The sequence below is a fragment of the Streptomyces sp. NPDC088766 genome (assembly GCF_044750845.1).
Taxonomy (GTDB): Bacteria; Actinomycetota; Actinomycetes; order Streptomycetales; family Streptomycetaceae; genus Streptomyces.
Genome location: NZ_JBIVKQ010000018.1, coordinates 74213 through 86683, shown reverse-complemented (window position 1 = coordinate 86683; position 12471 = coordinate 74213). Strand labels below are relative to the sequence as shown.

The 12471-nt window shown below is 72.1% G+C and carries 11 protein-coding genes; 1 reads left to right on the top strand and 10 read right to left on the bottom strand.

From position 1 onward, the window contains the following. Positions 1-177: 177 nt before the first annotated feature. Positions 178-1506 (top strand): MFS transporter, encoded by a 1329-nt coding sequence (locus tag ACIP5W_RS24045; protein ID WP_401477111.1) that lies wholly within the window; start codon positions 178-180, stop codon positions 1504-1506. Positions 1507-1612: 106 nt separating this feature from the next. On the opposite strand, the gene ACIP5W_RS24040 is transcribed toward ACIP5W_RS24045, so the two are convergent. The 10 genes from ACIP5W_RS24040 to ACIP5W_RS23995 all read right to left on the bottom strand — a co-directional run bounded on the left by ACIP5W_RS24040 (position 1613) and on the right by ACIP5W_RS23995 (position 12250). Then, complete coding sequence (locus ACIP5W_RS24040; protein ID WP_401477108.1) at positions 1613-2062, bottom strand: hypothetical protein; 450 nt, start codon at positions 2060-2062, stop codon at positions 1613-1615. Positions 2063-2087: 25 nt separating this feature from the next. Continuing rightward, positions 2088-2552 (bottom strand): SHOCT domain-containing protein, encoded by a 465-nt coding sequence (locus ACIP5W_RS24035; protein WP_401477105.1) that lies wholly within the window; start codon positions 2550-2552, stop codon positions 2088-2090. A 317-nt stretch (positions 2553-2869) separates the two neighbouring features. Next, a complete protein-coding gene (locus ACIP5W_RS24030; protein ID WP_401477102.1) occupies positions 2870-3496 on the bottom strand; it encodes an HdeD family acid-resistance protein in 627 nt (208 codons plus the stop codon). Positions 3497-4087: 591 nt separating this feature from the next. After that, positions 4088-5233 (bottom strand): lytic polysaccharide monooxygenase, encoded by a 1146-nt coding sequence (locus ACIP5W_RS24025; protein ID WP_401477258.1) that lies wholly within the window; start codon positions 5231-5233, stop codon positions 4088-4090. Between the two features lie 141 nt (positions 5234-5374). After that, positions 5375-5644, bottom strand: a complete 270-nt coding sequence (locus ACIP5W_RS24020) for a hypothetical protein (protein ID WP_401477099.1) — start codon at positions 5642-5644, stop codon at positions 5375-5377. Between the two features lie 34 nt (positions 5645-5678). Then, on the bottom strand, positions 5679-7886 hold the full coding sequence (locus ACIP5W_RS24015; protein ID WP_401477096.1) for a glycoside hydrolase family 3 N-terminal domain-containing protein: 2208 nt from the start codon (positions 7884-7886) through the stop codon (positions 5679-5681). A gap of 155 nt (positions 7887-8041) precedes the next feature. Beyond that, a complete protein-coding gene (locus tag ACIP5W_RS24010; RefSeq protein ID WP_401477093.1) occupies positions 8042-9169 on the bottom strand; it encodes a cellulose binding domain-containing protein in 1128 nt (375 codons plus the stop codon). A gap of 416 nt (positions 9170-9585) precedes the next feature. After that, positions 9586-10608 (bottom strand): LacI family DNA-binding transcriptional regulator, encoded by a 1023-nt coding sequence (locus ACIP5W_RS24005; RefSeq protein ID WP_401477090.1) that lies wholly within the window; start codon positions 10606-10608, stop codon positions 9586-9588. A 261-nt stretch (positions 10609-10869) separates the two neighbouring features. Continuing rightward, positions 10870-11373 carry a radical SAM protein gene (locus ACIP5W_RS24000; RefSeq protein WP_401477087.1) on the bottom strand — a complete coding sequence of 168 codons (504 nt, stop codon included), beginning with the start codon at positions 11371-11373 and terminating at the stop codon, positions 10870-10872. Between the two features lie 313 nt (positions 11374-11686). Further along, positions 11687-12250: an RICIN domain-containing protein gene (locus tag ACIP5W_RS23995; protein WP_401477084.1), complete on the bottom strand. Its 564-nt coding sequence runs from the start codon at positions 12248-12250 to the stop codon at positions 11687-11689. Between the last annotated feature and the right edge of the window lie 221 nt (positions 12251-12471).

Below are 12471 nucleotides of genomic sequence, written 5' to 3'. Positions count from 1 at the left end.
ACGAGGAGCTTCGACATGGTCGGTTTTCCGAGCGCGCGTTGACGTCGCAGGCCGTGACCGGCCTGTCATCGCGTGCTGCCTTTGACGTCGCGGCACAGCGAGCCTTCCCCTTCCCGAACCACCGGTGCGCCTTTGTGTGCCCGGTGGCGGGCCTCGTCCGCAACACAAGGGATTCGCGTGCCGTCCACCACTCACGCACCATCCGATTCCGGTCGGCCTGTTCCGTCAAGCCTGTGGCGGGACGCCGACTTCCGCAGGCTCTGGTCGGGGCAGACGGCCTCTCAACTCGGCGAGCACGCCAGTCTGGTGGTTCTGCCGCTCTTCGCCGTCCTGACGCTCCACGCCAGTGCCGGTCAGCTGGGTCTCCTCCGTGCGGTGGGGCAGGCGCCGATCCTGTTGCTCTCGCTCTTCGTCGGGGCGTGGGTGGACAGGTGGCGGACCCGTACGACGATGGTGCTCACGGATGCCGGCCGGGCCCTGGCCCTGGGCACCACCGCCGTGGCCGGCGGCCTCGGCCTGCTCGGCATGCCCGCGCTGCTCGTGGTCACCCTCGTTCTCGGCGCCCTGTCCGTGTTCTTCGACGTGGCCTACCAGTCGTCTCTCGTACGGCTCGTGAAACGCGATCGGTTGGTTCGGGGCAACAGCGCGCTCGAGGGCAGCCGGTCCGCCGCCCAGATCGGCGGCCCCGCCCTCGGCGGTGCGCTGGTCTGCCTGCTGTCGGCGCCGGTCGCCGTGGCCTCCGGCGCACTGTTCTTCGCGCTGTCGTTCCTGTCGGTGCGACGCATCCGTCGGACCGAGCCGGTCCCAAAACGCTCGGAGCGTCCTCCCCGGCTCTGGCCGCGGATTCGTGAGGGCCTGCGTTTCGTCGCCGGCGACACCTCGCTGCGGACCGTGTGCCTGGCCTCGGCCGCCTTCCAGTCCTGCTTCGCGGCGACGATGACCGTCTACCTGCTCTTCCTGCCCAGGGAACTGCACCTGTCGGGGACCGTCGTGGGGCTCGCGCTCGCCGCGGCGGGACCGGGTGCGCTCCTGGGCTCGCTGCTGGCCGCCCGCCTGCCGAACCGGTTCGGTCACGGTGCGGTACTCGTGACCGCGGCGGCACTGGGCGACGGCGCGTTCCTGTGCGTGCCCGCGCTGCACGGCTCCTCCGCGGTGACGGTTGCCGTGCTCCTCGCGGTCGGCTTCGTGTTCGGGGCCGGGAGCCAGTTGGTGAACGTCACGGTGACGGCTGTCCGGCAGGCCGTCACCCCGGACGGGATGCAGGGCCGCGTGGCCGCGACGATCACGTTCGCCGGCATGGGGCTGACCCCGCTCGGTTCTCTGCTCGGCGGATTCCTCGCGGAGGAGTGGGGGTTGCGCACCAGCCTCCTGGTGACGGCGGCGGGCATGCTGCTGTCTCCCGTGCTGATGGCCCTGTCCCCGCTCGTACACCTGGGACGGGCGCTCCCGACCCCGCGGGACACCACCGCTGCGCCGAGGAGGCGGGACCGGCCCGGTTCCTGCTGAACCGGATCGCGGCCACCCGGATCGAGGTCGTCGCGACGATCACCGGACTGCGGGCGGCGACCGGCCGGGCGGCTACCAAGTGCGTCGGTGCCACCGGACGGGCGGCTCACCGGTCGCCGGGCGGCATGGTGTCGAAGGGGTCGGCGAAGTCCTCCTTCCGGGCGACGCACAGGGCCCAGATGACGAACCCCGACATCGCGATCATGACGATCGACCACACCGGGTAGTACGGCAGGGACAGGAAGTTGGCGATGATGACGAGTCCGGCGATGGCGACGCCGCCGACTCGCGCCCAGGTCGCCGCCTGGAACAGTCCGACGCTGACGACGACGGCGACCGCTCCCAGGGCGAGATGGATCCAGCCCCAGCCGGTGAGGTCGAACTCGAAGACGTAGTTGCGTGTGGTGAGGAAGACGTCGTCCTCGGCGATCGCCATGATGCCGCGGAAGACGTCGAGGATGCCCACGAGCGCGAGCATGACGGCGGCGAAGACCATCAGCCCCGCCGCCCACTCGTACTTCGCCGTGTGTGTGCGGGGAGTGTGTGCAGCGGTCATCTCTGTCTCGCTTTCCTGGCCGGGCTCAGTGACGGGATGCGGCGCCGCGGTCCGAGGGGGTCGACGCGCCGTGGTCGCTCAGGACGAGTTCCTTGGCCCGCCGGAACTCCTCGTCGGAGATGTCGCCGCGGGCGCGGATCTCCGACAGACGGTTGAGTTCGTCGGCCCGGCCGGTGCCGCCGGTGCCGCCCGCGGTCTCGCGGATGTAGGCGTCGAGGGCTTCCTGTTGCTGGCGGGCGTGCGTGATCTCCCGGCGGCCCATGGTCTTGCCGCGGGCGATGACGTAGACGAACACACCGAGGAAGGGCAGGACGATGACGAACACGAGCCAGCCGGTCTTGCCCCACCCGCTCAGGGTGTCGTCGCGGAAGATGTCGCCGATGATCCGGAAGAGCAGGATGAACCACATGATCCACAGGAAGAACCACAGCATGGTCCAGAAAATGCTCAGCAGCGGATAGTCGTAGGCGAGGTATGTCTGTGTGCCCATTTTCGGTGCTCCGTTCCGGGCGAGGTGCCCGACCGCCGGTTCCTGCCGTCTTCAGCGTGCGCACGCCGGCCACGAAGGGCCTCACCCGGGACGGGTGAGATCGTTCCCGGCAGCGTGTTCACCGGTCGCCGTCCGGTGGGCGGGGGACGACGGCGGTGCGGTACCGGCGGAGCCTGCGATCCACCGGCCGAGGGCCGGTCCCGCGGCGGCCACCGGGAGGACGGCGGGCCGGAGCAGCCGGCGCCGGGCCGCGACCCGTATCGGTGATCCGGGCAGATGCCGGCACCGTTCGTCGTGGGGCAGGCCGGGGACACGGCTCATGCCCTGCGCAGTGCGGCCCGCCAGGCGAAGGCGACGCCCAGCTCGACCAGGCCGAGCAGGAGCAGCCACAGCCCGAGGAGCCGGGTGAGGGCGACGACCGACTCGGTGGGCAGGGCCAGCACGACGACACCGGCGACGATGCCGAGCGCCCCTGCACCGAACATGAAGGCGCGGTGGGGCAGGCCTCTGGCCGCGAGGGCCGTGTAGGCGGTCAGCATGCCGGTGACTAGCCAGCTGATCCCGACGATCAGCGAGAGCGCGGTGATCGTCTGCAGGGGGTGCCGCAGGCACAGCACCCCGGCCAGCACGTACAGCACCGCGATGAGCAGCCCCGGCAGCCGTTCGCCGGGCTCGCGCCGGGCGAAGACGGAGACGAACCGGAACACACCGGTCACCAGCAGGTACAACCCGATGATCACCGCGAGCACGTGCAGGGTGGCGTCCGGCCAGGCCAGCGCCAGCACGCCCGGCACGAGGGTCGCCACCGCCGACCCCAGCAGCCAGGTCCACGAGCCGCCGAGCTGTGCCAGCAGATCGGCGGGGTCTTCCGTCCGGTCCGGAACCGTCCCGCCGACAGGAGACCCCGGTCCGGTCGGCGGCGCCGCACCATGCGATTCGGTCATGGTTCCTCCTCGTGACACCGGCGCGTCGTCGGCCGGACCGCCGACGGGACGGTGTGTGGCGTCACACCGTGCCAGCATCCTGCGCGCCCCTGGGGTGCCGGATCACCCCCGGCGGGTGACTGCGGCCGGGGCCACGCCCGCTCCGGGATCCCATCGCCGTCGCCGCCCACCCGGGCGGAAGTGAACGTTTCGGCCGTGCACTCGCCGGGTTCGCGCGGTCCCGCACCGATCACGAGCGAGGCCGCGGGCATCGAGCCGTAGACGCCTCCGGTGCAGTCGGCGTGCGCCCGGCGTTCGGCCGTGCGGGCCGCGGCATGGCCGGTCCGGGACATCACGATCTCCGTCGCGGGCCCGGGCGCCGCCCCGGCTGCGTCGTCGTCGGCGCCGGCCCGCCACGGGCGAGGACAGCACGGCCGCCGCCGGCCGCACGGGTCCCACGGGCGGACCGGCGCTGCGTGCGGACGCACAGCGGTGCCGGCTCCCGCGAGATGCGGAAGCCGGCACCGCCTCGGCCGGCGGCCGGGGTGTTCCGCCCGGATCGGGCGGGATCAGGCAGACCCCGCGAGCCCGGCCCGATCCGAAGGAGCGACCCTACGGATTGACGCAGCCGATCGAGCCGACCGGGAAGTTGTTGCCGGTCGATGTCGCGGTGAACCCGAAGGTGACGCTGCCGTCCGGCGGGACGGTCCGGTTGTAGTCGAGGTTTCCGACCGTGACCGTGCCGTCGGATCCGTTGCTCAGTGCGCCGTTCCAGACGCTATTGATCTTGGTGCCCGCGCCGGGCGTCCACCTCACGGCCCAGCCGTCGCGCGCCGCCGTGCCGTGGTTCATGACCTCGACCGAGCCCTGGAAGCCACCGCTCCAGGAGTTCGTCACGCTGTACACGGCCATGCACCCGGTGTGCGGGTCGGACGACGTCGGGGTGGGGGTCGGGGTGGAGGTAGGGGTGGAGGTCGGGGTGGAGGTAGGCGTGGAGGTCGGGGTCGGTGTGGGAGTCGGGGTCGGGGTGCTGCCCGAGCCCCGGATGCCGGTCACCTCGCCGTTGCCGCCGTCGAAGACGATGTCGGAGCAGGAGAAGAAGTTCTCCTGGCTGTCCGAGCGCACCCACTGGATGAACATCACCGCGTCACCGGAGCGGCCCGAGGGGAGGTTCAGGTTCCAGTAGTAGTGGCCGCCGTCGGTGCCCGGCGAGCCCGTCTGCGGCGGGTCGGTGACCGTCTGGATCAGGTCCAGGTCGTCCCAGCCCAGTTCGGTGGCGGGCGAGTAGCCCGGCTTGGACAGGTACACCCGGAAGGACCCCGGGTGCGCGGCCCAGTTGCTGTGCTTGACCTGGATCGTCCTCCCGGAGGTGAGGTGCGTCCGGGGCCAGTCGGAGCGGGCGGCGTTGTAGCCGGTGAAGTTGTACGGCGACCGGTCGCCGGCGCTGCACAGTTTCCCGTCCGGGACGTAACCGGGTCCGCGGCCACCGGCGTTGGAGTCGAGCACGGCGAACCAGTTGTACAGCGCGGTCGCGCCGCTCTCGTTGAACGCGGCCCGGCAGGCCGGGTTGGTCGGGTCCAGGGAACCGGTGCTGGTCTTGGCGTCCAGGTAGCAGAGGTAGGTCCTCGATCCGGGCGTCATCGTGACGCCGTGCGCCTGCGCGTCGCCCTGGCCCAGCAGGGCCAGACCGAGTCCGCCGAGCAGCGTCGCCAGCACCGCGGCCGCCAGCGGGACGAGTCGGTTGTTGCGTCGAGCCATGGTGTTCTCCTGTGCCTGTGTGGGGATCGTCTTCCGGTCGCTCTTCTCTCCTTCGCTGCTCACCGTCCGGTGATGGAGCCCCGCCCGTCCGGGGAGGAAACCGCCGGACGGGCGGGGAGATCTTGGGTGGACGTGCGCGGATCAGGCGGGCGGTGCACCCCGGGCGCGTGCGGTGCCGACGTGGGCGGGAAAGGCCGGGGCGTCGGCGCGGGCCGTGCGGTCGGGGTCGGCGTGGAGGTCGGCCCCGGCGAACGGGTTGTCGGGATGGGTCTCCGCCGCCTCGGCGGGCGGGCCCGTGAGCCGGCCGGCGGCGCCCGGCAGCAGGCCGGCCGGCGCGGTGGCCAGGGCCGCCGGGCACCGTCGGCGGGTCAGGCGCGGGCGGGCGGCGCCGGAACCGGTCGGACGGTTCATCGTGCCCTCCTCGGGAGTACGCGGGGGTCGTGCGTCAGGAGCCGGTGCACTGTGTCGCGGGCGTACCCGTGGGGCCGCCGGCGGTGAAGCCGAACGAGGTGGTGGCGCCCGGTGACAGCGCGCCGTTGTGGGCGGCGTTGCGGACGGTGGCCCGGCCCGCGGACACGGTCGGTGAGCCGTTCCAGAGGCTGCTGATCGTGGAGCCGCCCAGGTCCCAGGCGACGGTCCAGCCGGTGAGCGGCCCGGTGCCGGTGTTCTTGACGGTGACCTCCGCCTGGTAGCCGCCGGACCAGGCGGAGACCGTCCTGAACTGGGCGGTGCAGGCACCGGGCGCGGGCTCCGGGTCGGGCTCGGGGTCCGGGTCGGGGGTGGCGCCGTAGGTGAGTCCGTGGCCGTAGGGGAAGAGCGGGGTCTTGCCGTCGCCGTCGTTGATCGGCTGCTGGGAGGCGCCGCGCATCCAGGTCACGGGCAGCTTGCCGGTCGGGGCGTGATCGCCGAACAGCACGTCGGAGACGCCGTTGCCCTCGGTGCCGGGCAGCCAGGCGGCCAGCAGGGCCCTCCAGTCGGGAAGTCGGTCGGCGATGTCGAGCGGCCGTCCTGAGACCAGGACCACGACGACGGGCACGCCGCTCGCCTTGAGCCTGGCGAGGGTGCTCAGGTCCTCCTGGTCGAGGCCCATGCCGTTCGGCCGGTCGCCACGGCCCTCGGCGTAGGGCGTCTCGCCGATGACGGCCACGGCGGCCGTGTAGCTGCCGTCGATGCCGTTGCCGTGGCGGTCGTAGGTGACCCGTGAGGGGTCGGTGGCGGCGGCGCGGATGCCCTGGAGGATGGTGGTGCCCTCGGTGACCGGGCCGCTGCGGCCCTGCCAGCCCACGGTCCAGCCGCCACTCTGGTTGCCTATGTCGTCGGCGGACTTGCCGGCGACGAACAGCTTGGCGCCCTTCGCGAGGGGCAGGATCCCGCCGTCGTTCTTCAGCAGCACCTGTGACGCGCGTACGGCCTCCCGGGCGATCGCCCGGTGCGCGGCGGAGCCGACACCCGAGGTGTACGAGCGGTCGGTCAACGGGCGCTCGAACAGGCCCAGTTGGAACTTCTTGGTGAGGATGCGCCGGTTGGCGTCGTCCACGCGGGCCGGGGAGATCCGTCCGGCGTCCACCTCCCCGCGCAGCAGGGTCAGGAACTTCTTGTAGTCGTACGGGACCATCACCATGTCGACGCCGGCGTTGACGGCCGTGGTGATCTCGGCGCCGGTGAAGCCGGACTGCCCGTCGAGCTGGTCGACCGCGGCCCAGTCGGAGACGACGAACCCGGTGAAGCCCAGTTCGCCCTTCAGCACGTCGGTGACCAGGTACTTGTGGGCGTGCGACCGTACGCCGTTCCAACTGCTGTAGGACAGCATCACCGAGCCCACGCCGCGCCGCACGGCCTCCTGGAAGGGCGGCAGGTGGAGGGCGCGCAACTCCGCCTCGGTGAGCCGGGTGTCGCCCTGGTCGATGCCGCCGGTGGTGCCGCCGTCGCCGATGTAGTGCTTGGCGGTGGCGAGCACCGAGGCCGGATCGGCACCGAGGGTGGCGCCCTGGAGACCGGTGACGAACGTGGCCATGGCGGTGGGCAGTTCGGGCTTCTCGCCGAACGACTCGTAGGTGCGGCCCCATCGGTCGTCGCGGGCCACGCAGAGACAGGGCGCGAAGTCCCAGTCGATGCCGGTGCCGGCCATCTCCTCGGCGACGGCCCGGCCGACGCGCTGGACCAGGGCGGGGTCGCGGGTGGCGCCGAGGCCGATGTTGTGCGGGTGGATCGTGGCGCCGCGCACCGCGTTGTGACCGTGCACCGCGTCGATGCCGTAGACGACGGGGATGCCGAGCGGGGTGCCCAGGGCGGTGCGCTGCAGGGAGTCGTAGGTGTCCGCCCAGGTCTGGGCGTTGTTGGGGCTGACCGTGGAGTCGCCGCCGGAGAGCACCGAGCCGATGCGGTGGGTGGCGAGGTCGGACTGCGGGACGAGGGAGTCCTTCTCGACCTGCGTCATCTGCCCGAGCTTGTCGTCGAGCGTCATCCGGGACAGCAGGTCGCCGACCCGGTCCGCGACGGGCAGCGACGGGTCCTGGTACGGCAGCACCGCGGCGGACGGCGCGGGTTCGGCGGGCGGGGCGGCCGCGGTCAGGCCCGTGACGGCTAGGGCTGCGGCGCACAGCGCGGCGACGATCGCGGGCCGGCGGGGAGAGGGGGCGGGGCTCTGGCTCATGGCGTGGGCCTTTCCGGGTGCGGCCGGAGGAGCGGAGCAGCGGCGTCGGTCGTCCCGGGGCCCGCCCCCGGCCCGGCACGGCGGGGCGAGGGGGCGGGGCCCACGGACGGGCACGGGCGGGCGTCGGATCGCGGCAGCGGGAGGCGGGGGTCAGTTCACGCGCAGGCGGTGCCGTTGAGGCTGAAGCCGGCCGGCTGGGCGAACGAGCCGCTGTAGGTGCCCTGGAAGCCGAAGGTCTGTCCGGCGCCGGGCGCGATCCGCGCGTTGTGCGCGAGGGCGGTCGCCGTCACCGCCCCCGTGGACGGGGTGACGGTGGCGTTCCAGGCGTTGGTGATCCGCTGCCCGGAGGGCAGGGTGAAGGCCAGTTTCCAGGGGTCGACCGGAGCCGTACCCGTGTTGGTGACGGTGACGTCGGCGGTGAAGCCACCGGTCCAGACGTTCGTCGCGTACGTCACCTTGCAGGCCGTCGCCGGGTCGCCGGGGTTTCCGGGGTCGCCGGGAGTACCGAGGTTCACGGCGGAGGAGAAGGAGTTCACCGCGAGCCCCGCACCGTTCTGCCACGGCTCGAACCCGGCCTGAACGCTCGTCAGGTACCAGCTGTTCTGGGCCATTCCGCGGCGGACGGTCTCCCGCACGAAGTCCATGACGTCGAAGCTCCAGCCGGTGATCGCCGACGGGGCGACGAAGGAGATCACGTCGTTGGACCCGTTGCTGCCCGTCCACACCTGCCAGGAGCGCCCGCCCACGGTGGCGGTGCCCACCTGGGCGCCGATCGGCTGGATCGGGCCGACCTTGTTGAACCAGATCATGATCTCGGTCCTGTTCACCCCGTCGGTCCTGGGCGTGGGGTCCAGCCAGATGTCGTACGACGCGTTGTACACGGCGTCGCCGACATAGCCGTACGAGATGCTGCTGGGGGCGCCGGCGATGCCGCTGAGCTGCGCCGGGAGGTTGGTGCCGGGCGAACAGTTGGTGTAGTGGCAGCCGTTGAAGACCGACGGGTACGATTTCGGGGCACCGCTGGTGGGCACGGAACCGTCGGCCTGGGTCAGCCGGAAGCCGGTGTCGGTGGCGGTGACGCACTGGGGGGCACTGGTGCCCCAGCGGTTGTTCTGGACCACGTAGCGGCCCTGGATCGTGGTCGAGCCGAACTGCTCGCAGACCAGGGTGTCCGCGTGCGCCGCCGGCGCGACGGCCAGGAGGGCCGCGACGGTGGCGAGAGCGGTGAGCAGCGCGCCGAGCAGGCCGCGCGCGGTTCCGGGGCGGTGCGGTGACGGTCGCATGTGGGGGCCTCTCTGGGAGGGACAACCGGATGGAGCCGACAGGACCTCGGGAGCGCTCCCGGCCCGTTATGACTGGGAGCGCTCCCATCCACTGGTTCGGGTGGGACATTAGGAGTCGCCCGCTCCCCTGACAACCCTCGGGAACCGAATGCGTCGAACGGATTTCGAAGCCACAGGTCAGCGGCGGGCAAAGATGCGGACGGCCAACACCTTTCATATGCAAGGGAGTTGGGAGCGCTCCCGAAAGTTTCGCTGTCGTGGCCCGTGAGCGGCTTCGGCCCTGGGCGTGGACCCGTGAACCCGCGGCCCGTGAACCCGCGGCCCGTGGACGCCGGACGCCGGACGCCGCTCGCCGCTCGCAGGTCGCAGGTCGCAGGTCGCAGGTCGCAGGTCGCTTCAGCGCACCCGTGGCGGACTCACGCCGACTCGCGCGTCACCAGCCGCGTCCGCAGGATCACATGGCGCCAGGCCACTTCCGGCTGCTCGATCTCCTCCAGCAGCAGCCGCACCATCGTCCGCCCGATCTCCTCCAGCGGCTGGCGGACGGTCGTCAACGGTGGATCCGTCTGCTCGGCCAGCTCGAAGTCGTCGAAGCCGATCACCGCCACGTCCTGTGGCACCCGGCGCCCCGCCGCACGCAGGGCGTCCAGTGCCCCGGCCGCCATGGCGTCCGACGCGGCGAAGACGGCGTCGACCTCCGGGTGCCGCTCGATGAGCCAGGCCATCGCCCGACGCCCGCTGGCCTCGGTGAAGTCGCCCTGGACCACCAGGGCCGACCCGTCGTCGAGCCCGGCCTCGGCCAGTGCCTCCCGGTAGCCTCGCAGCCGGCACCGGGCGACGTACATGTCGGGCGGGCCGGTGATGGCCGCGACGGCCCTCCGGCCGCCGGCCACCAGATGACGGACCGCCGTACGCGCCCCGCCGACGTTGTCCGCGTCCACGTACGTCATCCGCTCGTCGCCCGAGCGACGGCCCAGCAGCACCGTGGGCAGCCCGGCGTCGGCGAGCATGTCCGGCAGCCGGTCCTCGGCCGGCACGGACATCAGCAGCACCCCGTCGACCCGGCCGCCGCGCGCGTACTCCACGAACCGCTTCCGGTCGGCGTCCGTGCGGACCAGGGTGAGCAGCAGCTGTACCGCCGTACCGGACAGGGCGTCCCCGACCGCCCGCACGACCTCGGAGAAGAACGGCTCCCCGAACAACCGCCAGTCCGTGTTCGTCATCACCAGCGCGACGGCGTCCGCACGCCGCCCGGCCAGTGAACGCGCCGCCAGATTGGGCACGTAGCCCAGTTCGTCGATGGCGCGCCGCACGGCCCGGCGCGTGGACTCCTTGACGCCCGCCGCGTTGTTGATGACCCGGGAGACCGTGCCCCGGCCCACTCCGGCCAGGGCGGCCACCTCTTCCAGCGTCGGCGTGCCCGAACTCCGTCTGACCACAGTCCCACCCCCAAGGGCACCCGATCCTACGGCCCGACGTGCGCCTCGACCGAATGCCCCGACGGTGCGTCAGGAGCACCGCTCCTACCCGTGGTTCCTCCTGCGCGGTGGGGTCCCGGGCCCCCGCGGCAGACGCCGGGCCCCTCCCCGACCGGCTCGCGCAGCCGTGGGGGGGGACGGCGCTCCGGTCCGCCCGCCGGGTTCGGCGGGCGGACCGGAGCAGTCGGGCGTCTCAGACGGTCCTGAGGTCACATGTCGTCGTCACCGTGCACGGGAACGGGCCGAGGCCGGCTTCCTCCTCCTCCAGCATCTGCAGGGCGTCCACACTGAACTCCGTTTCGTTCTCCATGGTGTTCGCCTCCCTCCTTCGTACCGCGGGTGCGAGAAGTTGGCGCGTACGACGACGTAGTCGATGCCGAGCCAGGGGTTGCGCCCGTGTGTTGCGCGGCGGTGGCGGGCCGCTTCCGCCAGCAGGCCGAGGGCCCGCACGGCGCGGTCGTACGAGCCGGCCCGGCCGCGGAGCCGGTCGTGGGTCTCGGGGGTGCCGCCGTCGACGCTGACGCTGACCCGGGAGAACAGGCGGGCGACGGGCCCGGTCATCCACGGCTCCAGCGACCGGCCGCCGGTGTGGAGGATGACCTCGATGCCGGCTAGCGCCAGCCGTTCCGCCACCTCGAACACCTCCTTGACCAGGAGGGGTTCACCGCCCGCCGGGGCAATGCTGTCGGGCCCGAGCTCGATGAGCCCGTCGGCGGCCCGCAGCACCCCGTCCAGGTCGAGCTGTCACGCCGGACGCCGTCCGGCTTCGGAGTAGCAGTGCACGCAGCGCAGCGGACAGGTGCAGGTGATGTCCCAGACGATCTGTGCGGGACCGTTGCGGGTCATGCGTCCCCCGGACTGTTGTGTGATCGGTGTGTGGCGGACGGAGGGGCCGGAGCGGGGACGGGCCCGCGTGTTGCGCGCGGACCCGCCGCTGTACGGCGGGTTCCGCCGTACAGCGTGACCGCTCCGGCCCGCCGCTCCGGCCCACTGCTCCGGCCCAACCGAAGGGTGAGGAGGCGGTCCTCCGTGAGCAGCGTCAGACGACTCGCCAGAGCTGGTTGACCTGCGAGTCCCCGTAGCAGTCCCAGAGCTGTACCCGTCCTCCGTTGCCGCCGAGGTCCTGGTGGTTCCCGTCCAGGCAGCGACCGTTGTACTCCGTGCGGAGCCGGTAGACGTCGGGCTGGTTCGTGGCGGGCTCGAAACGCCAGTGCTGGTTGGTCTGTGCCGACACGCACTCCCACACCTGGGCCCGGGTGCCGTTGCCGCCGATGGTGCTCCAGTCGGCGTCCAGGCACAGTCCGCCGGCGGAGTTGCGCAGTTCGTAGTGGCCGCCGGCCGGGGTGTAGATCCAGTTGACGGACCACTTCTGGCGGGCATCACCGGTGCAGTCCCAGAGCTGGGCGCTCGCCCCGCTGAAGGTGCCCATGGCCGTCAGGCAGCGGTTGTTGTAGGTGTTGACGATGCTGACGCCGGCGGTGGGAACGGCCTGTGCGGCGACGGGATCCTGCACCTTCGCCGGAGCGGCCTGCGCAGGTGAGGCGCCGAGGAAGGCCGCCGTGAGGGCGAGGGCGCCCGCACCGACGGCGAATCTGCTGTGCATCGAAGTCATGCTGTTCCCCCTGGTTGTCGACGGGTCCGCAGGTGCCGGTGCCGTTCGTCGACCTCGAGCGGCGTCCGGCCCGACAAGGCTGGCAGCCCTGCCGGATCGGGCCAATCCCAGAAAACTGGGGGGCCTGCGCGCGCTCTCCTCTCCTCTCCTCTCCTCTCCTCTCCTCTCCTGCGACTGCCCCTGATCCGGTGCCCGGCGTTACGCTCCGTCCC

Coding starts and splice junctions, on each gene's coding strand:
- ACIP5W_RS24040 (WP_401477108.1), bottom strand. CDS start 2,062: ATGACCGCTGCACACACTCCCCGCACACACACGGCGAAGTACGAGTGG.
- ACIP5W_RS24020 (WP_401477099.1), bottom strand. CDS start 5,644: ATGAACCGTCCGACCGGTTCCGGCGCCGCCCGCCCGCGCCTGACCCGC.
- ACIP5W_RS24025 (WP_401477258.1), bottom strand. CDS start 5,233: ATGGCTCGACGCAACAACCGACTCGTCCCGCTGGCGGCCGCGGTGCTG.
- ACIP5W_RS24035 (WP_401477105.1), bottom strand. CDS start 2,552: ATGGGCACACAGACATACCTCGCCTACGACTATCCGCTGCTGAGCATT.
- ACIP5W_RS23995 (WP_401477084.1), bottom strand. CDS start 12,250: ATGCACAGCAGATTCGCCGTCGGTGCGGGCGCCCTCGCCCTCACGGCG.
- ACIP5W_RS24015 (WP_401477096.1), bottom strand. CDS start 7,886: ATGAGCCAGAGCCCCGCCCCCTCTCCCCGCCGGCCCGCGATCGTCGCC.
- ACIP5W_RS24010 (WP_401477093.1), bottom strand. CDS start 9,169: ATGCGACCGTCACCGCACCGCCCCGGAACCGCGCGCGGCCTGCTCGGC.
- ACIP5W_RS24030 (WP_401477102.1), bottom strand. CDS start 3,496: ATGACCGAATCGCATGGTGCGGCGCCGCCGACCGGACCGGGGTCTCCT.